This window comes from Photobacterium sp. 1_MG-2023 (genome assembly GCF_030547945.1).
In the GTDB taxonomy this organism is placed as follows: Bacteria; Pseudomonadota; Gammaproteobacteria; order Enterobacterales; family Vibrionaceae; genus Photobacterium.
In genome coordinates this window covers 112,542-135,612 of the sequence record NZ_JAUORR010000014.1, presented here as the reverse complement: position 1 = coordinate 135,612, position 23,071 = coordinate 112,542, and the positions used below count along the sequence as shown (strand labels likewise).

Below are 23,071 nucleotides of genomic sequence, written 5' to 3'. Positions count from 1 at the left end.
CCTAGATACGCTATTAACGTATGCCGGTTTTCAAGACCGGTGCTTTCAACCACTCAGCCATCTCTCCGTAAGTGCGGTTAATCATACCAGCTCTTTTTTTGCTGTAAAGCACCAAGATGCTCAAATGACTATTTTTTAAGCCAAAAAGTTCCTTTTTTGTGGGTTTGCACCTTTTTTAATCACGAGGTCGTCTATTCTTTGAGTCGGCTCACCCCGAAGCAAGGCAATCCGGGCAAAATAAGCCTGAATTCTGAATGAAAACGGGTGCAATCGCACTTTCTTGTTCATTGACCCGCAGAAGCGGGTCACTTGGTACTAGCCTAAATACAAAGCCTGCTGATAAAATCAATCCACCTATCGAAAATATCAATGACAGAGAGTGATTCCCCATGGGACGCAGTTTCGAAGTTCGTAAAGCCTCAATGGCTAAAACACAAGGCGCTAAAATCAAGGTCTATTCCAAGTACGGTAAAGAGATCTACATGAGCGCTAAAAACGGCGGTACAGATCCAGACAGCAACCTGTCTCTGCGCCGTCTGATGGAAAAAGCAAAGAAAGATCAAGTGCCTAGTCACGTAATCGAAAAAGCCATTGATAAAGCAAGCGGTGGCGGCGGTGAAGATTTTGCAACGGCGCGTTACGAAGGTTTCGGCCCTGGCGGCTGCTCAGTCATCGTTGACTGTCTGACAGACAACAACAACCGGACCTATATGGATGTTCGCCAGTGCTTTGTAAAGAACAACGCGAAAATTGGTGCTCCGGGTGCTGTTGCTCACATGTTCGATCACCAGGCGGTGTTCCAGTTCAAAGGCGATGACGAAGAAGCCGTCATGGAAGCCCTGATCATGGCAGACGTTGATGTGTCTGACATTGAAGCAGAAGATGGCGCCATCACTGTATTTGCACCACACACTGAATTCTTCAAAGTAAAAAACGCATTGTCTGATGCCCTGCCGGAAGTCGCGATGGACGTGGAAGAAATTACTTTCGTTCCGCAAGCCATGCACCCGGTGGCGGGCGACGATGTGGCAGCATTCGAGAAATTCATGGATATGCTGAACGATTGTGACGATGTACAGAACGTTTACCACAACGCAGAAATTGAAGGTTAATACCAATCAAAGTCAGTCAATGTTCAGAAATAGCGCAGGGAAATGTTTGAGAACAAGGCAGACTTTTTAGATAAGTAGTTATTCTACAATCAAAAAATCTAACGCAGTGATCGAACATTTGAACAAGCTAGGATGACCAGTGATTGACTGCGATTGGTATCATTCAGCCGTCCAATCACAAAAAGCCGGATCGCTTTGCGAATCCGGCTTTTTTGTCTTTTTACGATATTGCCCGGCTTCTAAATCGAGCGCGCCCTGCCCCGAATCAGCAAGAACAGGAAATAACTGCCGCCGATCACTGACACCAGAGTTCCTGCCGCAATTTGTGCCGGGAATAACACAGTCTGTCCGACCCAATCGGCCACGAGCATCACCACGCCCCCAACCAGTGATGCAACCATCAATTGCTCCCGTGCTTGTTTCGCCCCCAGCATCACAGCCATATGCGGTGCCAGAAGCCCCACAAACGCGACCGGCCCCATGGTTGCAGTCACCAGCGCACACAAGAGTGCCACGGTCGCCAGCAGCAGCGCACTGCACAGCGTCACGTTGAGGCCACGCGCAGCCGCAAACTGACGTCCGGCAGAAATCAGAGTCAGCCAGCGGGATGTCATCAGAGTGAAGATGAATAACACCCCCACCCCAGCCATCAGAAACAGTGCTTTGCCTGTCGTCACCCGATAAGTCGAACCCGCCAGCCAGGTCAGAATGCTGTAGCTGTCCTGTGTGCCTTTGGCGAGCGCAAACTGAACAAGCGCATCAATCAGTGCTGTGAGTGCAATTCCGATCAGAATCAGGCTGGATGGTGCAAAGTGGTGCCGGCGGCCCAGAACCAGCAGTACGGCAAGCACCACCAAACTTCCGGTAAAAGCCAAAACAGAACCTGCAGCAAAAATATTGATCCCTAAAAAAACACTAGCACCAACCAGCGCAAAGGTCGCCCCGGCAGAAATCCCCAGAATATCCGGGCTGGCCAGCGGGTTATAAATCAAACGCTGTAAAATCGTTCCAGCCAGGGCCAATCCAACACCGGCACTCAGTGCTGTCAGCATGCGTGGCCAACGCAGTTCCCATTGATAAGCGCTGGGCACAGTCATCTGCCAGGCATGGCCATCGGTCACGAAACATGCACTCAGCACCAGCATGCCTGCAACGGCGATCAGCAAGATCGGTTGCGTCCAGCGAGCCAGACGATCCCGGCTTGGGGGCAGTTTGATGGACACCTGATCCTGCGCTTTCATTTTTCTTCGGCTGAACCACAATAATGCCGGTGCCCCAATGGCAGCCGCCGTGATACCACTCGGAATTGCATCCAGCGTCCACTGGCTCAGCAACTGTGCCACAGCATCGGTGGCAACCAGCAGGAGTGCACCGAGCAATGCGCTGGCATAGAGCTCCAGTTTTGGGGTTCTTGCGCCCAAAGCTCTGGCAATGTTCGGGGTGAGCAGGCCAATAAAACTAATCACGCCCACGGTGGTAATCGAAGCTGCCACCAACCAGAGACCAATCGCCATCAGGCAGATGAAAGCAGGGACGACATTCAAACCGCGAGCCGCCGCGCCCTGATGTCCCAACCGCATCAACGTCAGAATTCGCGGCGCAAAAACCAGCAACAGCAGCGAAACGGACAATCTAGGCAGCAGCCATTGCACTGATTCCCAGCCATTCTGAGTCAGATCCCCGGCACCCCAGATAAAAACGTTTTTGGCATATTCGGCGTTCAGCAGAATGATTGCACTGGCAACAGCGCCAAGCAAAATATTGACGACCATTCCCGACAATACCAAGGGCAGCCCGGTCATATTCTTTGGTCCGGCAATAAATATCACCAGAAACAGAGACAGCATCGCCCCAGCCATCGCTGCCAGCGCACTGTGATCACCAACCCAATCAGGGAACCAGACATTGACAATAATCAATGCCAACCAGGCTCCGGAGGAAGTCCCCAGCGTTAAAGGGGAAGTGAGCGGATTCTGAGTCAGTTGCTGCATCAGGCTTCCCACTAACCCGAGCATCGCACCGACCATCAGGCCCATGACCAAACGGGGAAGCTGTGCAAACGTGAACATCACGTCGCCAAAGGCATCTGCAGGCACGCCAGAGATCAACGCCAGTTGCCGCGAGAGCGTCAGATACCCCCCAATCTGCAGGCTGGCAAACGCAACCGACAGCAACGCCAACAGCATGAGTGGAAAAACAGTCACTGTGCGGGTCATGGATCAGTCCTGCCCATCCTGTTTAACAGCAGGTGGATTCGGAGCAATCGCCAGTAAGCTATCCGCCATGGCTTCTGCAATGTAACGAATGGACATTGCGCCACCGTAATTCCAGACCGACGCGACACTGTTGACGTGACCAGCACGGACAAAGGGCATCGCGTTCCAGATGACAGAGCGCTGAAGCTGCTTCTCTTCATGAAAGGGTTTGAAGTACAGCACGTAGCTGTCACCGGCTTTCTGAAGATCCATCAGCCGTTTCTGAACAATGCCCCATTCGGTCGCTGGTAACGGCATCGCTGGCGTCAGGCCTAACTGAGTCAGTGCATAGTTCGTGGTGGAGTTCTGACTGTAGAGATACACCGAAGTCTGATTCGCAAAACGCATCGCCACCACTCGGGGTGGCTGACCATTGTAAGCCTGGTGCAGCTGTGCTTTCAGCGCTGAAAATCGCTCTGACATGGCAGATAACTTCTGCTCGGCCAGCGCCGCTTTATCAAAGACAATGGCGAGCTTGCGGAAGTTGTCGATCGCAGCTTCGGCACTGTTCAGGGACTGATTATAAGTTTCGTAGTAAAGCACCGGAGCCAGTGCCTCCAGCCGTGGAATTAAATCTTTCTGCGGAGACGCCGCCAGAATCAGATCCGGCTTGAGCTCGGCAATTTTTTCCAGATTCGGTTCTGTCCGCGTTCCGATATCCGCAACACCATCTGGCATGGCAGGTTGTACCACCCATTCCTGATATCCCGGAATATTCGGCACGCCAATCGGCTGAACATCCAGCTCCAGCACTTGCTCGGCCAAATCCCAGTTCAGCACAACCACACGCTGAGGGGTCGCTGTCAGTTGGTGCTCACCCCGGCTGTCGGACACGGTTATTGCGGCCTGAACCGCACTCGTGGCCAGCATCGCTGCGGCCCATATGCCAGCCTGCACCAGCAGCACTGATTTTTGAAACATTCGATTTTTCATACTTTTTCCACGTCTGCTGCAATCGATTGGCGTGTTACTCGCAAACCACAGCAACTTTTTGTGCGGTTGACTTGCCATCATCCATGGGATGATCCATCAACTGAATTTTGGTTTCGTAGAGATCCGACAGTCTGGTTTCGTCCATCAACACGTCCAGTTTCGGGCCGGTGAAAGCAATCTTTCCCTGCTTCAGCGCCACAATGTGCGTGGCATAGCGTAAAGCCAGATTCAGATCGTGCAGAATCACGATCACACCACAGCCCGTCTCGCGGTTCAGATCCGCAAGCAAAGCCATTAACTGATACTGATGATGAATATCCAGTGCCGATGTGGGCTCATCCAGAATGAGTACCGGAGACTGCTGTGCCAGCAACATCGACACCCAGGCCCGCTGACGCTCACCACCAGACAACTGATCGGCGAGACTGTCTGCAAACCGTAATGTGCCGGTTTTCTGCATTGCAGATTCAATGATGGCTTGATCGTCGGACTGCCAGCGGCCAAAAGTTCCCCGCCAGGGGAAGCGACCCAGTTTGACCAGTTCTCTGACGGTCAGTCCCGCCACGTCGGGCAGTTTCTGAGGCAGAAAAGCCACTTCCCGCGCCAGTACTTTCGCAGACAGCGTAGAAAGTGGCTTCTGATTGAGCAGGATGTCGCCTTGATCAGGCGCCATTTGTCCGGAAAGGAGATTGACCAGTGTCGATTTACCAGAGCCGTTATGACCCAGCACCATGGTAAACGCACGGGTATCAATACTGAGCTGATCAATGCTCAGAATATCGCGCCCATCTCGGTGAACGCGAACATGATTGAGTTCATACATCTTCTTGTCTTATGTCGTGCACTGTCCGATCAGCACTTACTTTTCGGGCAATTCTCGCAATATTTGCCGTCATCCCGGCGATAATGCATGCAGCAGCTCACCCTCATTTGCTGCCACGAACCATCCGTTTCTGAACGATACAGTGTATTGATATGTTTTGCGGGGAGCCCCAGGCTTTCAAGCCACCAGATTGCATGCTGCTGAACAGCGTCCGCCGGCAAACTGTCCGGAAGCGTATTGTGGTAACGCAGTAACACAGCCAGGACCGAATCCGCCAGTAACTGGCGGGTAAAACCGGGACGAATCCGGGTATGATTCTCCATCTGCTGTCGCAGATCTTCATAGAGTTCAATCAGCTCCCGGCCCGCACAGCCGATGAGCTTTGGCGTATCCCCCTCACACCACGCGCTGTTTTTGCTGAAGCTGTATCCGGCCACCCAGCCTTCCTGATTGTACTGCTGCACAATCTGGCCCAGCGGAGGCACAGCTTTCACGCTGTAAACACAGACAAAAGCCAGATACAGGGGCTGCCAGGTCAGCATGGACCAGCTGCGCGTCGTCCAGTACGGCTGGCCAGCTTCCGGATAATTTTGCTGCCAGTACTGGTAAAGGCTTGCGAGCAGCGCATCATTATTACCATCACGGCGAATACTCAACAGAATGTCCGGAGTCGGCACCCCTTTCATGATTGGAATCAGGCGCTCACTGTCGCTGAACAACTGAATCAGATGTTCACGCGGGACCGACGCGCCCATGCCCGAGGACAGCGCGAGTTGTTCAGGCTTCTGATTCGTATTCATTGCTGTTGTCATCCGTTCACCAAACTACCATGGTTAAGCTTACTGAATCTTAAGCAAGCGCAAACTCATTAATAATATAAGAATAAATAATAAAGATTATCATTCAAGTTAAATTATCTTTTTGGGGCAACATCCTTTCAGCCCGCTTCGGTGTGATCACAAAAAACAGCCAGGCTGTTCAGAATGGGAACAATAATAACAATGATTCTCAAAACTTGCAGTCAAAAAATGCCTGAGCCGTATCCCAATTCAGGCCTGATCCAGAGAAAGAAATGAAAAACCAGCACAAGGCTGGTTCAATTATTGAGCGGCGGTTGGAAGATCCTGAGGGTTATAGTCTTTATCGAGCGCTTCCCGTGTGTAGACAACACCCTGATCTGAAATCCAGTCTCCTGTTTTCAGCAGAATCGACTGGTCTGGTTGATCCGCGTGATGCTTCGGAAAAGCAGCGGCACTGATTTCAATCGGCTGACCATCCGGGCTCCCCAGATTCAGCAATAAACTTTCCTCAATGGGCAACACGCGGATCGTCTGACGAGATGAATAGCTGTGAAAGGATAAGGTATCCGGTTGCAGGCCATACATGTCATACCAATCTGATTTCGTCATCAGATATTCACGGTACACAGCGCCGATCAGCGGCGTCATCTCGCGCACAATCACAGTGTCTTCCACAATTTCAGATTCGGAAGCCATGGCGGGTTTACCACGCTCATCCAGCGTAAACGTGATCAGGGTCTGCCCCATTTCACTGCGTTTGGGTAAACGGGCATAAGCGATGGCATCTCTTTTCCACACCTGACCGGATTCACGAAACGCATCAGTCAGTGTCTGATTCACGGAATTCAAAGTCGCTTCAGCTTCAGTGGCCTGAACGGGCTCGACCTGAGATTCGTCGGGATTGGCATTTGCCTGGAATGAGAAAACAAGAGCCGCCAGTAAAGGCAGGCGGCTCAGAGGAAATACGGGTCTGCTACGCGTTGTCATGCTCATGCTTATTCTTACTTTGTTCATCAAGAGTCTGACTCAGCATACCCTAAGTCGATGTTTTATGCTGCTCGATTCCCGCGCAACCGCTGCCAGAGCGACACAACGCCCAGCACCAGTAAGCCTGCAATCACGCCCACAATCAGATTGGTGAACATCGGGACCAGCCAGCTGACACCCGGCAATTGGTGCAATCGTTCCATCAGCCATTCCAGTGCATGGTGGGCATCCGGCACACTGTGCATGACGATCCCGCCTCCGACCAGAAACATCGCGATGGTACCGACCACAGCCAGAACCTTCATCAGCTTTGGCGCCGCACTGATCAGCAACTGACCCAAACGGTGCAGCATACTTTTTTCAGGGTGATGATCAACCAGATAAAAACCGCCATCATCAAGCTTCACGATACCGGCAACCAAGCCATAAACCCCGATGGTCATCAGCAGGGCAATCAGGCTGACAACGGCCAGTTGCGTGAGCAAAGGCGTGCCCTGCACCGTCCCCAGCGCAATCACGATGATTTCTGCAGACAGAATAAAATCGGTCCGGATCGCGCCTTTGATTTTATTTTTTTCAAAGGTTTCCAGATCCATATCTTCCGGCAGCGCATCATGATCCTGCAGTGCTTCTTCAGCCTCAGCATGCGTCAGCTTGTGCACCACTTTCTCTGCACCTTCAAAACAGAGGAACAGGCCGCCAATCAAAAGCAAGGGGGTGATCAGCCAGGGCGCAATTGCACTGATCAGCAGTGCCGCCGGCACCAGAATCAGCTTGTTCCTGAACGATCCCTTGGCAACGGCCCAGACCACAGGAATTTCCCGCTCTGCCTTGACGCCCGCGACCTGCTGCGCATTCAATGCCAGATCATCCCCCAGCACACCGGCTGTTTTCCGTGCTGCAACTTTACTCATCACCGCCACATCATCCAGCACGGTTGCAATATCATCCAGCAATGTTAATAAACTTGCGCCTGCCACATCCCCTCCTCAACGCATTTGGGAAAAGTCTCTGAAGCACTCAGTCTGGCTGAAAACCAACACTGAGTAACCTCTTTTATCATAAACATTTTCTGATTTATCCGGGATATCTCATTTCCGGACTCTTTGAGAGAAACTCCGGTCCCCACTCGCGCAGCGTCGTGATGTCCACTAAGCTTTTAATCGAAAAATGCATTTTCTACAGCACGCCGACAACAAAATCTGCCTGCTGCGTGCGGAAAAAATTCCTTTTTGGGCAGGGTTTACCGATTTAAGTTCCTCTCAAGGATGCGACCAGTTTCAGCAGAAGGTGTTGTATGGCAATCGCCATTGCCTTGATTGTACTTGTTGTTGCTTCCATTCTTTTTCATTTCCTCAGTCCCTGGTGGCTTACGCCAGCCGCCTCAAACTGGGGGCAGATTGATCATGCGCTCGATCTGACGCTGATCATCACCGGCGCATTTTTCATTGTTCTGAATCTGATTCTGGCCGGCCTGATCATTCGTTTTCGCCACAAACCGGGCAGAACGTCGCGTTTCCAGCCCGACAGCAAAAAGCTTGAAGCCTGGCTGATTGGCATCACGACGCTGGGCATCATCGCGCTGCTGGCACCGGGTCTACTGGTATACGGCGAATTTGTCAGTGTGCCCAAAGAAGCCCGGACAGTTGAAGTGGTGGGTGAACAGTGGCGATGGCGCTTCCGGTTTCCCGGTGAAGATAATCAACTGGGTAAAAGCGGCACCCAGTTCGTCACCGCAACCAATCCGCTTGGGGTCGATCCAGACGATCCCGCGGGCGCTGATGATCGCATCATCCTCACCCCGGAGCTGCATTTACCGCTGTACGCACCTTATAAACTGCTGTTGCGCTCTAAAGATGTGCTGCACGATTTCAATGTGCCTCAGTTCAGGGCCAAGATGGATTTAGTTCCCGGTTCAGTCACCCATTTCTGGGTACGGCCAACGGAACGCGGCCAGTTCGACATTCTCTGTGCAGAGCTGTGCGGCGTTGGTCACTTTAATATGCGCGGTCGGGTGATTGTGGAAGATGAAGCCGAGTTCGGACGCTGGCTTGCCGCTCAACCCACTTTCGCCCAGACTCAGCGTCCGCCAGATACCACAGCGTCTGCAGCAATGTCTGAAGCAGACCGAATCGCCAGGGGAAAGACGCTGTCTGAAGTGAATGGCTGCATGGCCTGTCACAGTATCGACGGTAAACCGGGCATCGGACCCAGTTGGCTGGGTTTGTACGGTAAAACAGAAACCCTGTCGGATGACAGCCAGATTCAGGTCGATGACGCATATTTGCGCCGGGCCATTCTGGATGCCAATACCGAACTCGTGAAAGGCTACCCGGCGGTGATGCCTGTCTACACTTTGAATGAACAGGAAGTAGACGCACTGATCGCTTATATCCGGTCACTGACGCAGTAGTGCACGCGGCGGGAGGGGGATATGACAACACAGCACAACGCACAAAGTTACGGACACCCGCAATCTTTCTGGACCCGGTACATCTGGAGTCAGGATCATAAAGTCATTGCGATTCAGTACACCCTGACAGCCATTTTCATGGGACTGATTGCCCTCGTTTTATCCTGGCTGATGCGGTTGCAACTGGGGTTCCCCGGAACCTTCGATTTCATTGATGCGAACGCCTATTATCAGTCGCTGACCATGCACGGTATGATCATGGTCGTCTACCTGCTGACCGCTCTGTTTCTGGGTGGATTCGGGAATTACCTGATCCCGCTGATGGTTGGAGCACGAGACATGGTGTTCCCCTTTCTGAATATGCTCAGTTACTGGTTTTACCTGCTTGCTTCCCTGATTCTGATCCTCAGTTTCTTTGTCACCGGGGGGCCGAGCGGCGCGGGCTGGACCTTGTATCCGCCCCAAGCGATTCTGCCCGGGACACCCGGGACCGACTGGGGCATTGTGCTGATGCTGGTTTCACTGGCGGTCTTCATCGTTGCCGCCACTATGGGTGGCCTGAATTATGTCACCACGGTTTTGCAGGCGCGGACGCAGGGCATGACTTTGTTTCGCATGCCCCTGACGGTCTGGGGGATTTTCACGGCGTCGGCGATGGCACTGCTGGCATTCCCGGCGTTATTTGTCAGCGCGGTGATGATGCTGTTCGACAAACTGCTGGGCACCAGTTTTTTCATGCCGGCAGTGATTTCCATGGGCCAACTGACAGAGCACAGTGGCGGCAGCCCGATTCTGTTCCAGCACCTGTTCTGGTTCTTCGGGCATCCGGAAGTGTACATTGTGGCATTGCCTGCTTTCGGGATTGTCTCTGATCTCATCAGCATTCACGCCCGCAAAAATATCTTCGGCTACAAAATGATGGTCTGGGCAATTCTGGCTATCGGGGCGCTGAGTTTTGTGGTCTGGGCGCATCATATGTACGTCAGCGGCATGAACCCCTATTTCGGGTTCTTTTTTGCCATTACGACACTGGTCATTGCCGTGCCGACCGCCATCAAAGTCTATAACTGGCTGTTTACCCTCTGGCAGGGGAATATTCACCTGACGCTGCCCATGCTGTTTGCCCTCGCCTTCATCAGTACCTTTGTCATTGGCGGGCTGACCGGCTTATTTCTGGGCAATGTGATCGTCGATATTCCGTTGTCTGATACCTATTTCGTCGTCGCTCATTTCCACATGGTGATGGGTGTCTCGCCGATTCTGGCCATTTTTGGTGGCCTCTATCACTGGTATCCCAAAGTCACCGGCCGCATGCTGAATCACACCATGGGACACATCCATTTCTGGGTCACTTTCATCGGGACCTATGCCATTTATTTTCCGATGCACTATCTGGGCGTTCTGGGGATGCCAAGACGCTATTTTGCGTTTGAAGACTACAGTTTCATTCCCGAATCCGCTCAGCATCTGAACGCCTTCATCACGGTCGCTGCGCTGATCGTTGGCGCGGCACAGCTTTTGTTTATCTACAACCTGTATTGGAGCTGGCGCCATGAGCAGGCCGTCGGCGGAAATCCATGGCGCGCCACATCTCTGGAATGGCAGACCCCGGAAACGCCCCCTGAACACGGCAACTGGGGTGAAACACTACCTGTGGTCTACCGCTGGGCCTATGACTTCAGCGTGCCTGGTGCAGCAGAAGATTTTCTGCCGCAAAATCAACCGCCAGATTCACAACCGGAAGCAGCGCCTGAGACGCCACCAGCCGACTTGCAATCCAAAGGATCTGAACCATGAGCCGGAAACCTCTCACAACGCTGGCCTCGGGCCACCTGAGTCCGCACCCCAACGCACGATTCCAGCCATCCGAGCCCACAGCCATCGCCGCCACAGGTTTATGGCTCTTGATGGGCGTGATCGGTGCGCTGTTTTTTCTGTTTACCGTCGCCTACGCCATTCGTCAGGGCCTGAGCGACTGGCAGCCCTTGCAGGAACCCTGGCAATTACTGATCAGCACAACATTTCTGGTCCTCAGTTGTGTCAGTCTTCATTTTGCAGCCCGTAAAGCACGGCTCCTGCCCTCACTGGTTGCCTGCAGGCGTGAACTCTCCCTCACGCTGGGTTTCACTCTGGGCTTTATCACTGCACAGTTATGGGCCTGGCTGGCTCTGGTTGAAATCAACCAGGGCTTGCTTGCCAACCCGGCCAACAGCTTTTTCTATCTGCTGACCGGCTTACATGCCATCCATGTAATCGGCGGTTTAATCGCGTTCGGCCTGGTCACTTATCAGGTCTGGCAGGGACGCAGGGATCACCTGCACATCTGGTTACAGCTGTGTGCACGGTATTGGCACTTTCTTTTATTTATCTGGTTATTTTTGCTGGGCTTACTCCGCCTGACCTGAACGCGGACGGCCAAAACCAGAGAGGTTTGAATGATGAAAACCCAACCACCTCAATCCCCCACGCTGGGAAAGATCAACGGCTGGACAAGTGTGGTCTCGGACTATGCCGCAGACAAAGCGGTTTTCCGGGTTTCAGCCAACAAAACCATGATGTGGATTTTCCTGCTCAGCGATACCTTTGTCTTCGGCTGTTTTCTGGTCGGCTATATGTCTGTGCGCATGACCACGACAGACCCCTGGCCGCTGGCCAGTGAAGTTTTTGCCCTGACCATCGCCGGGCATTCGATTCCGCTGATCCTGATCGCGATCATGACATTCGTGCTGATCACCAGTAGTGGCACCATGGCCATGGCGGTGAATTGCGGTTATCAGGGAAAACGTTACGCTGCGGCTTTGCTGATGCTGACCACCGCATTGCTGGGGCTGACTTTTGTCGGCATGCAGGCGTTTGAATGGAGCAAACTGATCGAAGAAGGGGTCCGCCCCTGGGGAAATGAGGCTGGCGCTTCTCAGTTCGGGGCCGCATTTTTTATGATCACGGGGTTTCATGGCCTGCATGTCAGCGTGGGCGTGATTTACCTGACCGTCGTCGCCATACGCGTCGCACTCGGGAAATACGACCGGCAACAAGCCGACCCGCACGCTGCCGGAGTACAGGGCGGCCGGTATGAAATCGTCGAAATCGCCGGATTATACTGGCACTTCGTCGATCTGGTGTGGGTGTTTATTTTCGCATTTTTCTATTTGTGGTAATGGAACAATCGGCCATTAAAGGAGGTTCTGATGTCTGGCACAGATCTCACGCATCAATCCGCGCAACAACACCCCATCCGTCTGTATCTCAAAGTCTGGGGATTGCTCTTTGTGCTCAGTACGCTGTCTTATCTGGTGGATTATTTCCATCTGCAAGGCATGCTGCGCTGGAGTCTGATTCTGTTGTTTATGGTCTTGAAGGCCGGATTAATTGCAGCCATTTTCATGCACATGCGCTGGGAACGGCTGGCGCTGGTGTACACCATATTTTTACCGCCCCTGGTGCTGCTTGTTTTGGTCGGGCTCATGGCCAGTGAAGCCAGCTATATCTCAGCACTGCGGACGTGGTTCTTCAGCCTGCCGGGGGGTTAATTGTTCAGCGTCTTGTTCTGACGCCGGGCCATGCGGATGCTCGGTTGCGTGGCAATGGCCTGAAAATAAAGCACTCAGAGGCAGCCTCTCCCTGCGCTTGAAAAGAGAAGAGAGTGATTCAAGACCGATTCAGAGACGACTCACGATGCGCACAGTTCTGAAGGCCGATGCCGCGAAAAACACCCTAAGGCAGTGTTTTCATCATCCGCTGCCAGCGATGATGCATCGCAACCAGCCAGTGTGGCGGCGATTTCCCCGTACCGGCAGGTTTCAGCTTGTCATGCGCCAACGTAATACTGGCCAGTTTCATTTCCTGATTCGGTTCCACATCCACCATCAGTACATGTTTGCCGGATTTGAGCACATTTTTGAACCGGCGGAACTGATAATGCAGTTCCTGAAATCCAAACAACCCGCCTTCCCAGGTAATAAAGCCGAGGATCGCAATCGCCAGCAGTATAAATGGGGCCCAGCCGACAGCATCCGTGACACCAGATGCATAGGCAGCTATCAAAATCCCAGCGGCAACAATCGCGCCGATCACCGCACCGATTTCCGTTGAGTGAACCACATCATTGCGCATCACCGACTGAACCGGATGCAGATCTTTATGTGCCGAGACTTCAGCATCTTTATCACTCAGCACATGAATCTGCGGCGGGGTAAACCCACTCAGCTCAAGCTCATGTTCCACCAGCTCAAGCTCATCCAAGTCATCACTAATATAAAAAACCCGTTTCATAGTTGCCTCCCAAGGCAGTAAATGAAGAAGGTTACTATTCAGTTTACAGGGCATTTTCAGAATGATGTGCTGAAATGAAAACTAATTTCTCTCAAATACGTCAGGTTATCCTGACAGGCCTTTCTTATCGCACGAGCAATATTTGACAGCTATTTCACAATCCGGCGAAGCGGATCGGGTAGAGTGGCAACTTTTGACACGCACTCTGAAGAAAACCATGAAGAAACTGACATTATTCAGCCTGCTGGCAGTCAGCCTGTCTCTGACGGGTTGCCAATTGACACATGTGGAAGGCGAAGTGGATGGTGTGAACATCAAAGCGACCACCAATGGTGATTATCGTGACGATCACTCCCATGGCGGCGGGTTCTGCCCACCCGGACAAGCAAAAAAAGGCCGCTGTTAAACCAGCGGCTTTTCTTCACATCCATACAGGTTTGGTCTCAGTCGATGGTTTTTGACTGATCGTAAGCATCCGATGCCTGCTTGAGTGCTTCAATATCATCGGCACACAGATACCTTTTCAGGGCGTCGAATTTATCCGTTGGCCAGTCGTATATCTTCAATGCCAGCAGCGCATCAATTACTACGGGTTCAAACCGATATTTCACCCGCTTCGCCGGAGAACCGGCAACCACGCTGTAAGGCGCAACATCTTTGGTCACGACACTATTAGCTGCAACAATGGCACCTTCACCAATCGTGACACCGGGCATGATCATCGAACGCATTCCCAGCCAGACGCCATCCTGAATCACGGTATCCCCTTTGCCGACATAGGCTTCTTCGATGAAGTCCATGAAAGGATACAGACAAAACCAATCCGCCCGATGGGTATGGTTGCCCCCCATTAAAATGACGACCTCAGCAGCGATACAGACGCAATCGCCGATTCGAAGCTGATCGATCGGCCATTTCGGTTCCCACTGACGGCTGATTTCATCGCCATGAAGATAACGCACCACAGATGCTTCAAACCCGTCATCCCAGCAATCGCTGTAATAACTGCGGGTTCCTTTCACAAGAATGTTCGGATTCGTTACAACCTCATGTAACAACTCAACTTTCGACCAATGTTTTTCGCTCATTTTCAACCTGTTTTCACATTCAATAATTTCACCCACAGGGGAAATTTCCACTGCGGGACCTTGTTGATTGACCGCCGGAGGCGTCAGTGAATTCGGGGCTGTTTAAGCCAAGGGATCAGTTTCATGAAGTCTGCTTTTCAAAATCGGTGCGGCGCTATCTTATACCAATCAAAGTAAGTCAATGATCAGAAGTAGCGCCGGAAAAATGTTTGAGAACAAAGCGGATTTTTTAGATAAGTCGTTATTCTACAATCAAAAAATCTAACGCAGTTATCGAACATTTTAGCAAGCTAGGATGACCAGTTATTTACTGCGATTGGTATTAAGATCCTTTACAGGACATAACCGTTAAAGTCGGCATAGGCATTGTATACTGACTGTTCTACGCCTTAAACATTATCTGTACGATTTCACCCACGAGCTAGCATTACGGCAGCCACGTTCGGAGCTGCCATGATGAACTCATTTGTGTCCAACAACGAGCTAGCGACTAAGGCTATCTCACTTCTGCCCCAAAGTTTGTTAGAGCCGCAACTCTGCAGCGCTCAAACCACTTCGTTTTCCCATAATTCTGTTAATGCGCGCACATCTATGTGGTTGCACTGTGTGTACAGTTCTGCATGCAGCTATGCTGGGTAGGTGAGGGGCACGTAACTTTGCGAACGTGAGTGCGGTAGCGTGCCTGAATGGGTTGCTGAGCTAAATAGCACGCTGATGCCCCTTTTCAATTTAGAATCGTTATTCATAACGTTTCTAAGCCTCCCCATTTGACCCAATTTTCCTAATGTTGCAATATGAATTTTGTTGATTAAATGTGCAAGAGAATTATGTCTACTGTTTCATTTGATAAGGGCGGTAGAAGTAAGTAATTGGTTCATGACTAGGCTATAAAAATGAGTACAGTAAAATTGCTGTCAACGTTCGTAAAAAGAACGGATGGCGCTAAAATTCCTGTCGAGATCGATATTGATTCTTCAGACAAAAAAGAGCACGAAGACTATCTGGCATTGCTAACAAGTATTAATAGCCTTTTAGATTTTGACAATCTAATTGTCCTTGCTGGTTCTGGGACATCGTTAACCTTTAAAGGTATAGCACCAAGCATGGGACGATTGTGGGATAAGTGTAAAGAGCAGAACCCTACTTTGTTTGAGTCCGTTCTTGAAACAGTTAGGTACGACAAAAATCAGCCTAATAGAGATGAGGAAAAAAAAGAGCCATGGAATGATATTGAACTACTATTATCCTTGTGCGATCAATACATCGCCTTGTTTCCTGATGAAGGCAGAACTGGTCAGCTTAAGTCGTTCTTGGAGCAGTCCAAAAAAACCATTTTAGATGAAACAAATTTTACAGATTCAATCGACACTAATGATTGGGCTTCACACAATAAATTTATCAGAACGCTAGGACGAAGAAGTCCCAAGCAGCAACGATTAAAGTTATTTACAACTAACTACGATCTTGCCTTTGAACACTCCGCAGCAAATACTGGCTTTGTCGTTGTAGACGGTTTTGAGTTCTCATCACCCAGTTACTTCAATCCTGCTTGGTATCGTTATGATATTGTTGACAGAGGTGGAGATAACACTAGCTCTAGTTCTTTCATTTCCAATGTTGTTCATCTCTACAAGATGCATGGCTCCGTGAATTGGACACGCGAACGGGGGCGAGTAAAAAAAGTTGACTATAAGGCTACTATTGATGAGCCTGTTTTCATTTATCCAAGTAGTTCGAAATATCAAACGTCGTATGACTCTCCGTACTTGGATATGATGTCATCGTTTTTGAATTGCCTTCAGAAACCTAAAACAGCATTAATCTGTTTAGGGTTTGGTTTCAATGATAAACACATAAACAATGCTGTTACCATGGCTCTCAGAACCAATGCTGAATTCAATGTCCTTGTTGCAACAAAAAATCCTTTTGATGAAAAAGGGTCTTTTAATAGAGAAATTAGAGATTTATTGACTTCTGCAATCACTCAAGGTGACCGAAGAATTTCAATTATTGACGCCACCTTCGAGCAATTTAGTAACTTACTACTTGAGCGAAGAAAGGAAACACCAGAAGAAAGGTTGTTCAAAACTTTCGAATCATTGGCTCAAAATATCTCGAATGGTAAAGGTGAAAGTTATGAATTCTAGTGATTGGTTTTCACCTTACGATCCTAGTCGGAGAATTGGTAGTGTTATCCATGTATCGCCATCCGAGGTTAAGGCCAATCTTTCTGATGCGGGTACAGGGGAAGCTAAATGGCATTTAGGTGACCGTGTTCCATCTGGGGAAGTAAACGAATTCATATTTATCGATTGCGGACAAACAGCTATTTTAGGTCGTTTAGTTCAAGTATGGTTAGATGGTGCTGAGAGACTTTCTGTTGATGCCATCTCAATGGGAAATAATTTAAATAACCCTATTGGAGTTATTCAGCTATTAACAAGTATCAATCCATCTACAGGTGAACTATTCCGAGGAATAAAAAATCACCCTAGGCTGGGTAGTCAAATCTACTCCGCCCACCCACAATTAATAGCCTTGTTAGTCTCAGGTGATTCTGACGATCATGAGGTCAAACTCGATATTGCAGAGCTACCTTACGATTTATCGGCAAGCATTTCAGTCACTCCTGATAAACTTTTTGCTAGGCATTGTGCTGTCCTTGGCGCCACTGGCGGTGGGAAAAGTTATTCTATTTCGAGATTGATACAGGAAGTCCAGCGACATGGGGGGAAAGCTCTAATATTAGATCCTACAGGTGAGTATGCTGATTTAGATTGTGAGACCTATTATGTAGGGAATCATGAGAATTCTAATCCTGATAACACGGTTACATTTCCTCATTGGAGACTGCCTGAGTCAGACATATTTGCTTTTTTGCGCCCGTCAGCGCAAACCCAAATGCCTAAGTTAAGTGCTGCAATTTTGAGTCAAAAAATTGTTGCCAAGTACTTTAAAGACCCTCAAGGCCTTTTCATCAATGAGCAATATTCGTTAGTTAAATCGGGACAACCAAAAGAGCCTTATAACAAAGCTCACGAAATGATTGATAAAAAAGGCAGTCAGTACTGGTGTTTTAAACATATTGGTGATCAGATTGTTCATGAGTGTGTTTGGCCTTCCAGTAAGGAAGGTTACGGTAAAGAACAAGTTATAAATGAATCTGTTTGGGGTGGAGCATCTGATGGTGATCTTGGTTACTGTATGAGCCTTATATCGAGGATAAAAGCTTATTCTGAAAACAAGCATTTGAAATGGATGATTGATGCGAAAGGCTATAAGGAGATTCCAACTTTACTTAGTGAATTTTCTTCAAATAAAACGATTAATCCCCTTCTTAGAATTGATTTATCAGCCGTATCATATGAATCAAACAGTCGGGAAATTTTAGTTAATGCTATCGGTAGAAAGCTAATGGATTTGGCGAGAAGCGGAAGTATTAATCATAGTGATCCTGTGTTGGTTTTTATTGATGAAGCACATCAATTTTTAAATAAAACAGTTGGGGATGAAACCACTTCTATTAAACTAGATTCATTTGGGAATATTGCTAAAGAAGGTCGTAAGTATGGTCTAAATGTGGTTATCGCTACCCAGCGACCACGTGATATACCTGAAGATGTATTAAGTCAAATAGGCTCTTTGGTAGTCCATAGATTGACTAACTTTCATGACCAAGAAGTGGTAAAAAGAGCTGTCGGTGCAATGGATCAACGTTCAGCGTCTTTTCTCCCAACACTTAGTCAAGGAGAGGCATTGCTACTTGGAATCGATTTTCCATTTCCAATGACTGTTAAAATGAAGAAACCACAGATAAAACCAACATCGAAAAGTGCAGAATACTCGATCGCGTGGCAACGAAAGCCAGAGGTAGTAACAAAGAGTCCAATTGCTGAGTACCTTAATATACCAGACGATTTAATTGTTGATTTCGAGAGCCTAGACATCGAGTATCACGGGGATGAAGGTTCTACTGGAGACATGACTTATAGCTATTATTTCGAAGTCCCAACTGACATTAGTGAAAAGCTAAAAGAAACAATGGGTTGGTCAATAGGTGAATTTGTTCGTGATATACCAGAACACGTATTAGACGACCAGAGTCCCGACTAACTCGGCAGAAATGATTTTTTGTTTGTACTAGTTCAAACCAGATCTGACAGTTTTACTTACTTTTACTTATCATATTCTATTGGACTGGGGTATGTGCTCTAGCTCATTTCTGTCCAAAAGTATGTTTGGGCAGATTCACTTTCCCTTTTTCAACATGAGATGTTGTGTGAGTGCATTGCAATGAACATGTTACGAACGTCCACTTTCGAACGGATAAACCCATTCATTCGGGCATGTCATCCGAAGATCGATGCAAATCAATTCCTCTGCCCGAAAATGCTCAAGCGCAGGTGCTTTTGTCGCAGACAGGCGCTGTGGATACACCAATACCGACACAAAAGGTTCGGATTGAATTTCCCGATACATCAATGCCCGACCGCTTTCGGTGTATCGCCAAGGCGCTGGCCCCGACAGCATTTTTCCGACGGCATGAAAAATCACCCGGATACTGGCAGATTGTTCGTCCTGAACATTGCAATATAAATCGGTTGGGGACACCAGATTAATCCCAACCCGACGAAGCTCCTCCCGAAAATCATCAGGCAGCAAAATCTCAACATATTCTCGCCACAGGCTGCACCATTGACACCGACAACCCTATGCTGGCGTCGAGGGATGATTCTGAATCTCCCGTGTGGCATTCAAATGAACCGCCATACGCCAGTCTGCCAGCGGTCATGTGGGACGCCGACTTCTCATCAATAGACTTCCAACTGTTTTCATCTTCAGATTGTTCAGCATGCCACGCGATCAAGCAGAGCACTCACACCTTGTTACACTTGTTTTTCCTTGTTTCGGAAGGATATTTGTGAACAAAACCAAATGTTGAACCATACTCACGCTGTGAACAGAACATCAGCTAGCTGCCATTTTGATGAATTTTAACCCATAGGAAGAATCAATGAATTTATTAAAAACGTCACTCGCGGCAAGTTTCATCATCACAGCTTTCGGCGCTGCAAGCTTTGCTCATGCAGCAAACAGTGTCAAAGGTAGCGATCAGGATGTTTCGGGGGGAACCGTCTCCGCCGAGATGATCGAATCCGATGCGAATGGCTGGTTAGTGGTACACCGAACCGACAAAAGCATGAAACCCGGTCCGGTCGTTGGATATTCCCCGGTCAAAAAAGGCACGAACCAGAACGTTACCGCGATTTTAATGGAACCTGTGAATTCCGGAGACATGCTGATGCTCATGCTCCATGGCGAAGGTGGCGGCATGAAGACCGGTGTTTTTGAGTACACGCTGGGCGCCAAAGAAGATGGCCCTATCCGTGAAGATGGCAAGCTGATCATGGACGTCATCACCGTTCAATAACGTGCTCATGTTCAGAAAATATCCATCAGGCCAGAGCATCACTCTGGCCTTTTCAATGATGAATGTACCGACAAATGGCCTGACAGTTTTCCGCCGTGGTCCAGGCCATCGGCATTTGAATCAACCCAAGTTTCATCCGATCTCCTCGTACGCGTCAAATCATCCTCAGCTCACGCCAATCTTCTTAAAATACAGCTGATAATGCGTGTTTTTCTGATAGCTAAGGGATTCGTATAAACGTTGCGCCGAGAGGTGCTCCACAGACGTTTCCAGTGCAATGTCTTTTACTTGTGTGGCGGTGGCATGCGCTTCCACAGAGAGCTGGCGGTCAGCGTGAAATAATGTCTGCAATGCGACGACATCCGACAATGTAGCGGCTCTGATTTCCATGAGATGTCTTGCTTCCTGGTTGGGATGTATTCGGAGGTGTCAGTTTTCATCCAGTGGCTCCCTGCTTCATGCAAGGAACCACCGGAATACTGTACTCAGAATAAGTCCACAATATTTTTGATATTCTGGAAAGTATTTTCAGTTGTCGATAAGGTTTCGTAGAATTTCCGGTTGTCATTCAGTTTGACCAGCCGCTCATTCAGCATGGAACGCTGTGCGCTGCTGACATGCTCTGACGCCAGTTGCTGGTTGATCTGGCCAATTTCACGGTCAATTTTATGGACCGCCAGTTCATACTCATAGCGGTTCACTTCAAACTCGGCCCGCTCAAAGTTCGATTTAGCCGATTTCAGTTCTGCGCTGAACATTTTCCGGTCATCGCTCGAGAGCTTGTCATCTTTCAGCTTTTCTTTATAACTGTGGATCGTGCCTTCAATACCACTGGCATGGGACTTGGCTTTCGCAAGGTTGTAATAAGGCCGGTATCCGGTCAAAAATTCCTGAGACAAGTCTGCCGGGCAAACATTCTCATACGCCTTCATGGCCTCACCAACCAGGGTGCCATTTTCATAGGTACAGTAGGATTCCAGCCCGGTACGACGACCGTCCTGATAAGTTTTCAGATCCACTTTGACGCCATATTCCGCGCACTCTTCGCTGTAAATAGCGGCATAGCTCTTTTTCCCGTTCTGACCGTCAGCCAGGCCGATCTGATACCAATCTCCCAGCCTGCAATCTTCCTCACTGATTGAAGAACACCCCGTCAGGGTCAGCAGAATTGCCATTGTGGCAGGCTTCAGATAACGATGGTTCATGAATCTGTACTTCCTCATTAATGATTCTTCTATCCGGCACTTAAATTTGATTGATGATGGGTGTGGCAGCATGGCGTTCCGTGCACCCTGTATGGCACCACTCATCACTGAGTGCGGCGTTTCTCCTTGAATTGTTAATCCTTCACGCTTCAAGTTGTCCGTTTCATGCAATAAAACGCGGCCAAAGATATACTACAACCTGTCTCATATCCATGGTTTTGGTCATCATTCAGAAGATTGATAAGAAAGTATTCTTTCAGGGAATTGACAGAGGTTCTGCAGGAGAGAATGAGAAGCCGTCTAAGCTGGCCCGTTGCACTTTCGCAATCAGGCCAGATTCATCGGTTAGGCAGAGTGCAGATAACGCTGGATCGAGAGACCATCGGTATCGATGTCGGTGTCGCGGCCACTGACGATATCCGCCAAAAGCCGGCCAGAACCGCAGGCCATGGTCCATCCCAATGTGCCGTGACCTGTATTGGTGTACAGATTCTCAAACGGTGTTTTACCAATCACCGGCGTCCCGTCTGGCGTCATCGGGCGCAGACCGGTCCAGTATTCCGCCTGATTGAGGTCCCCCCCTTCGGGAAACAGATCACCGACCACCATGGCAATGGTTTCTTTCCGCTGCTCCGACAGATGCAGGTTAAAACCCGCCAGTTCAGCCGTGCCCGCAACCCGGATACGATTGTCGAAACGCGTCATCGCGACCTTATACGTTTCATCAATCACGGTCGAGACCGGCGCACCGTCGCTGTTTTTCAGCGGCATTGTCAGCGAATAGCCCTTCACCGGATACACAGGTAACTGCATCCCCAAAGTCGCCAGCATGGCTGTCGAGTAACTACCCATGGCAACCACGTAGGCATCGGCTTTGAATTCCCCCCTGTCTGTTTCAACGGCGACAATCCGCTGATTGTCCTGACGTAAGGACTTCACTTGGGTATTGAACTCGAATGTGACACCCGCCTGCTCCGCCAGTGCCGTCAATTGCTGACAGAACTTATAACAATCTCCGGTTTCATCATTCGGTAAACGCAGGCCACCCGCGATTTTTTCCCGCACTTTCGCCAGTGCTGGTTCAGCCTGAATACAACCATTGACGTCCAGTAATTCAAACTGAATTCCGCTTTCTTTCAGAACCTGTATATCTTTCCCGACGGCGTCCAACTGAGCCTGTGTCCGCAGCAGCTGCAATGTGCCTTGCTGACGACCTTCATAGTGCAGGTCGTGTTGCTGACGCAATTCAATCAGAGATGCCCGGCTGTAGTTGGCAACCCGCAGCATCCGGGACTTATTGCGCTGATAGCTTTCATGATTACAGTTGGCCAGCATTTTGCCCATCCAGCTGTACAAATCAGGTGACAGAGATGGTTTGATTTTCAGCGGCGCATGCTTCTGAACCAGCCATTTCATCGCTTTGACCGGGATCCCCGGTGCCGCCCAGGGTGAAGAATAGCCATAGGAAATCTGACCGGCATTGGCGAAGCTGGTTTCTTCAGCACTGCGGGACTGACGATCAATCACGGTCACCTGATGTCCCTGTTGTGCCAGATACCAGGCCGACGTCAGTCCGACCACACCGCTTCCCAAAACAATCACTTCCATCTCACACACTCTCTTTGTCTGAATTGAACAGGTACAGATACGAAATTGCAGATTGAGGCATTTACATCGGGTTAACAATCGATAAATATTACTGGCAGCCTATAGCTGTGCTATAAGCTCGATCTGAACTCATTGAGCAAGAAG

At 49.6% G+C, this 23,071-nt stretch carries 22 protein-coding genes; 10 read left to right on the top strand and 12 right to left on the bottom strand.

The features are described from left to right. The first annotated feature begins 389 nt into the window (after positions 1 to 389). The gene (locus Q4579_RS13870; protein ID WP_303565044.1) at positions 390 to 1,112 is read left to right on the top strand and encodes a YebC/PmpR family DNA-binding transcriptional regulator; all 723 of its coding nucleotides are present in this window, start codon (positions 390 to 392) and stop codon (positions 1,110 to 1,112) included. Between the two features lie 239 nt (positions 1,113 to 1,351). On the opposite strand, the gene fhuB is transcribed toward Q4579_RS13870, so the two are convergent. The 6 genes from fhuB to Q4579_RS13840 form a co-directional block, all read right to left on the bottom strand. Then, complete coding sequence (gene fhuB, locus Q4579_RS13865; protein ID WP_303565042.1) at positions 1,352 to 3,328, bottom strand: Fe(3+)-hydroxamate ABC transporter permease FhuB; 1,977 nt, start codon at positions 3,326 to 3,328, stop codon at positions 1,352 to 1,354. A gap of 3 nt (positions 3,329 to 3,331) precedes the next feature. Further along, positions 3,332 to 4,237, bottom strand: a complete 906-nt coding sequence (locus Q4579_RS13860) for an iron-siderophore ABC transporter substrate-binding protein (protein WP_303565055.1) — start codon at positions 4,235 to 4,237, stop codon at positions 3,332 to 3,334. A gap of 97 nt (positions 4,238 to 4,334) precedes the next feature. Continuing rightward, positions 4,335 to 5,123 (bottom strand): ABC transporter ATP-binding protein, encoded by a 789-nt coding sequence (locus Q4579_RS13855; RefSeq protein ID WP_303565041.1) that lies wholly within the window; start codon positions 5,121 to 5,123, stop codon positions 4,335 to 4,337. Positions 5,124 to 5,152: 29 nt separating this feature from the next. Continuing rightward, positions 5,153 to 5,935 (bottom strand): siderophore ferric iron reductase, encoded by a 783-nt coding sequence (locus Q4579_RS13850; protein WP_303565040.1) that lies wholly within the window; start codon positions 5,933 to 5,935, stop codon positions 5,153 to 5,155. Positions 5,936 to 6,223: 288 nt separating this feature from the next. Beyond that, a complete protein-coding gene (locus Q4579_RS13845) occupies positions 6,224 to 6,916 on the bottom strand; it encodes a hypothetical protein (RefSeq protein WP_303565038.1) in 693 nt (230 codons plus the stop codon). 56 nt (positions 6,917 to 6,972) lie between these two features. Then, positions 6,973 to 7,890 (bottom strand): DUF808 domain-containing protein, encoded by a 918-nt coding sequence (locus Q4579_RS13840; RefSeq protein ID WP_303565036.1) that lies wholly within the window; start codon positions 7,888 to 7,890, stop codon positions 6,973 to 6,975. A 317-nt stretch (positions 7,891 to 8,207) separates the two neighbouring features. On the opposite strand from Q4579_RS13840, the gene Q4579_RS13835 reads away from it, so the two are divergent. The 5 genes from Q4579_RS13835 to Q4579_RS13815 are packed head-to-tail and all read left to right on the top strand — an operon-like array spanning position 8,208 to position 12,853. Further along, a complete protein-coding gene (locus Q4579_RS13835; RefSeq protein ID WP_303565035.1) occupies positions 8,208 to 9,323 on the top strand; it encodes a cytochrome c oxidase subunit II in 1,116 nt (371 codons plus the stop codon). A 21-nt stretch (positions 9,324 to 9,344) separates the two neighbouring features. Then, positions 9,345 to 11,120, top strand: coding sequence for a cytochrome c oxidase subunit I (gene ctaD / locus Q4579_RS13830; RefSeq protein WP_303565034.1), 1,776 nt, complete (start codon positions 9,345 to 9,347; stop codon positions 11,118 to 11,120). Next, on the top strand, positions 11,117 to 11,728 hold the full coding sequence (locus Q4579_RS13825) for a cytochrome c oxidase subunit 3 (protein ID WP_303565033.1): 612 nt from the start codon (positions 11,117 to 11,119) through the stop codon (positions 11,726 to 11,728). The genes ctaD and Q4579_RS13825 overlap by 4 nt, the downstream gene beginning before the upstream one ends. Positions 11,729 to 11,761: 33 nt before the next feature. Further along, a complete protein-coding gene (locus tag Q4579_RS13820) occupies positions 11,762 to 12,481 on the top strand; it encodes a heme-copper oxidase subunit III family protein (protein WP_303565032.1) in 720 nt (239 codons plus the stop codon). A gap of 30 nt (positions 12,482 to 12,511) precedes the next feature. Next, on the top strand, positions 12,512 to 12,853 hold the full coding sequence (locus Q4579_RS13815) for a cytochrome C oxidase subunit IV family protein (RefSeq protein WP_303565031.1): 342 nt from the start codon (positions 12,512 to 12,514) through the stop codon (positions 12,851 to 12,853). A gap of 184 nt (positions 12,854 to 13,037) precedes the next feature. Here Q4579_RS13815 and Q4579_RS13810 read toward each other — a convergent pair whose 3' ends face one another. Beyond that, the gene (locus tag Q4579_RS13810) at positions 13,038 to 13,595 is read right to left on the bottom strand and encodes an NAD/FAD-utilizing enzyme (RefSeq protein ID WP_303565029.1); all 558 of its coding nucleotides are present in this window, start codon (positions 13,593 to 13,595) and stop codon (positions 13,038 to 13,040) included. Positions 13,596 to 13,812: 217 nt separating this feature from the next. On the opposite strand from Q4579_RS13810, the gene Q4579_RS13805 reads away from it, so the two are divergent. Further along, a complete protein-coding gene (locus tag Q4579_RS13805; RefSeq protein ID WP_303565027.1) occupies positions 13,813 to 14,001 on the top strand; it encodes a hypothetical protein in 189 nt (62 codons plus the stop codon). 37 nt (positions 14,002 to 14,038) lie between these two features. Here Q4579_RS13805 and Q4579_RS13800 read toward each other — a convergent pair whose 3' ends face one another. Next, positions 14,039 to 14,683 carry a CatB-related O-acetyltransferase gene (locus Q4579_RS13800; RefSeq protein ID WP_303565026.1) on the bottom strand — a complete coding sequence of 215 codons (645 nt, stop codon included), beginning with the start codon at positions 14,681 to 14,683 and terminating at the stop codon, positions 14,039 to 14,041. A gap of 893 nt (positions 14,684 to 15,576) precedes the next feature. Between Q4579_RS13800 and Q4579_RS13795 the strand changes: the two genes are divergently transcribed. Together Q4579_RS13795 and Q4579_RS13790 are read left to right on the top strand one after the other, a co-directional pair. Further along, complete coding sequence (locus tag Q4579_RS13795; protein ID WP_303565025.1) at positions 15,577 to 16,830, top strand: SIR2 family protein; 1,254 nt, start codon at positions 15,577 to 15,579, stop codon at positions 16,828 to 16,830. Then, the gene (locus Q4579_RS13790; protein WP_303565024.1) at positions 16,820 to 18,796 is read left to right on the top strand and encodes an ATP-binding protein; all 1,977 of its coding nucleotides are present in this window, start codon (positions 16,820 to 16,822) and stop codon (positions 18,794 to 18,796) included. The genes Q4579_RS13795 and Q4579_RS13790 overlap by 11 nt, the downstream gene beginning before the upstream one ends. A gap of 189 nt (positions 18,797 to 18,985) precedes the next feature. Here Q4579_RS13790 and Q4579_RS13785 read toward each other — a convergent pair whose 3' ends face one another. After that, complete coding sequence (locus Q4579_RS13785) at positions 18,986 to 19,294, bottom strand: hypothetical protein (protein WP_303565023.1); 309 nt, start codon at positions 19,292 to 19,294, stop codon at positions 18,986 to 18,988. 403 nt (positions 19,295 to 19,697) lie between these two features. On the opposite strand from Q4579_RS13785, the gene Q4579_RS13780 reads away from it, so the two are divergent. Next, a complete protein-coding gene (locus tag Q4579_RS13780; RefSeq protein WP_303565022.1) occupies positions 19,698 to 20,114 on the top strand; it encodes a hypothetical protein in 417 nt (138 codons plus the stop codon). A 165-nt stretch (positions 20,115 to 20,279) separates the two neighbouring features. Here the strand turns inward: Q4579_RS13780 and Q4579_RS13775 are convergent, their stop codons facing one another. The 3 genes from Q4579_RS13775 to Q4579_RS13765 form a co-directional block, all read right to left on the bottom strand. Next, positions 20,280 to 20,504 (bottom strand): hypothetical protein, encoded by a 225-nt coding sequence (locus Q4579_RS13775; RefSeq protein WP_303565021.1) that lies wholly within the window; start codon positions 20,502 to 20,504, stop codon positions 20,280 to 20,282. Positions 20,505 to 20,599: 95 nt separating this feature from the next. Then, positions 20,600 to 21,319 carry a DUF2799 domain-containing protein gene (locus tag Q4579_RS13770; RefSeq protein WP_303565020.1) on the bottom strand — a complete coding sequence of 240 codons (720 nt, stop codon included), beginning with the start codon at positions 21,317 to 21,319 and terminating at the stop codon, positions 20,600 to 20,602. Positions 21,320 to 21,664: 345 nt separating this feature from the next. Beyond that, entirely contained in the window at positions 21,665 to 22,927 is a 1,263-nt protein-coding gene (locus Q4579_RS13765; RefSeq protein ID WP_303565019.1) for a D-amino acid dehydrogenase, read from the bottom strand. Positions 22,928 to 23,071: the final 144 nt, after the last annotated feature.

Coding starts and splice junctions, on each gene's coding strand:
- Q4579_RS13870 (WP_303565044.1), top strand. CDS start 390: ATGGGACGCAGTTTCGAAGTTCGTAAAGCCTCAATGGCTAAAACACAA.
- fhuB (WP_303565042.1), bottom strand. CDS start 3,328: ATGACCCGCACAGTGACTGTTTTTCCACTCATGCTGTTGGCGTTGCTG.
- Q4579_RS13860 (WP_303565055.1), bottom strand. CDS start 4,237: ATGCTGGCCACGAGTGCGGTTCAGGCCGCAATAACCGTGTCCGACAGC.
- Q4579_RS13855 (WP_303565041.1), bottom strand. CDS start 5,123: ATGTATGAACTCAATCATGTTCGCGTTCACCGAGATGGGCGCGATATT.
- Q4579_RS13850 (WP_303565040.1), bottom strand. CDS start 5,935: ATGACAACAGCAATGAATACGAATCAGAAGCCTGAACAACTCGCGCTG.
- Q4579_RS13845 (WP_303565038.1), bottom strand. CDS start 6,916: ATGAGCATGACAACGCGTAGCAGACCCGTATTTCCTCTGAGCCGCCTG.
- Q4579_RS13835 (WP_303565035.1), top strand. CDS start 8,208: ATGGCAATCGCCATTGCCTTGATTGTACTTGTTGTTGCTTCCATTCTT.
- ctaD (WP_303565034.1), top strand. CDS start 9,345: ATGACAACACAGCACAACGCACAAAGTTACGGACACCCGCAATCTTTC.
- Q4579_RS13825 (WP_303565033.1), top strand. CDS start 11,117: ATGAGCCGGAAACCTCTCACAACGCTGGCCTCGGGCCACCTGAGTCCG.
- Q4579_RS13820 (WP_303565032.1), top strand. CDS start 11,762: ATGAAAACCCAACCACCTCAATCCCCCACGCTGGGAAAGATCAACGGC.
- Q4579_RS13815 (WP_303565031.1), top strand. CDS start 12,512: ATGTCTGGCACAGATCTCACGCATCAATCCGCGCAACAACACCCCATC.
- Q4579_RS13810 (WP_303565029.1), bottom strand. CDS start 13,595: ATGAAACGGGTTTTTTATATTAGTGATGACTTGGATGAGCTTGAGCTG.
- Q4579_RS13805 (WP_303565027.1), top strand. CDS start 13,813: ATGAAGAAACTGACATTATTCAGCCTGCTGGCAGTCAGCCTGTCTCTG.
- Q4579_RS13800 (WP_303565026.1), bottom strand. CDS start 14,683: ATGAGCGAAAAACATTGGTCGAAAGTTGAGTTGTTACATGAGGTTGTA.
- Q4579_RS13795 (WP_303565025.1), top strand. CDS start 15,577: ATGAGTACAGTAAAATTGCTGTCAACGTTCGTAAAAAGAACGGATGGC.
- Q4579_RS13790 (WP_303565024.1), top strand. CDS start 16,820: ATGAATTCTAGTGATTGGTTTTCACCTTACGATCCTAGTCGGAGAATT.
- Q4579_RS13780 (WP_303565022.1), top strand. CDS start 19,698: ATGAATTTATTAAAAACGTCACTCGCGGCAAGTTTCATCATCACAGCT.
- Q4579_RS13775 (WP_303565021.1), bottom strand. CDS start 20,504: ATGGAAATCAGAGCCGCTACATTGTCGGATGTCGTCGCATTGCAGACA.
- Q4579_RS13770 (WP_303565020.1), bottom strand. CDS start 21,319: ATGAACCATCGTTATCTGAAGCCTGCCACAATGGCAATTCTGCTGACC.
- Q4579_RS13765 (WP_303565019.1), bottom strand. CDS start 22,927: ATGGAAGTGATTGTTTTGGGAAGCGGTGTGGTCGGACTGACGTCGGCC.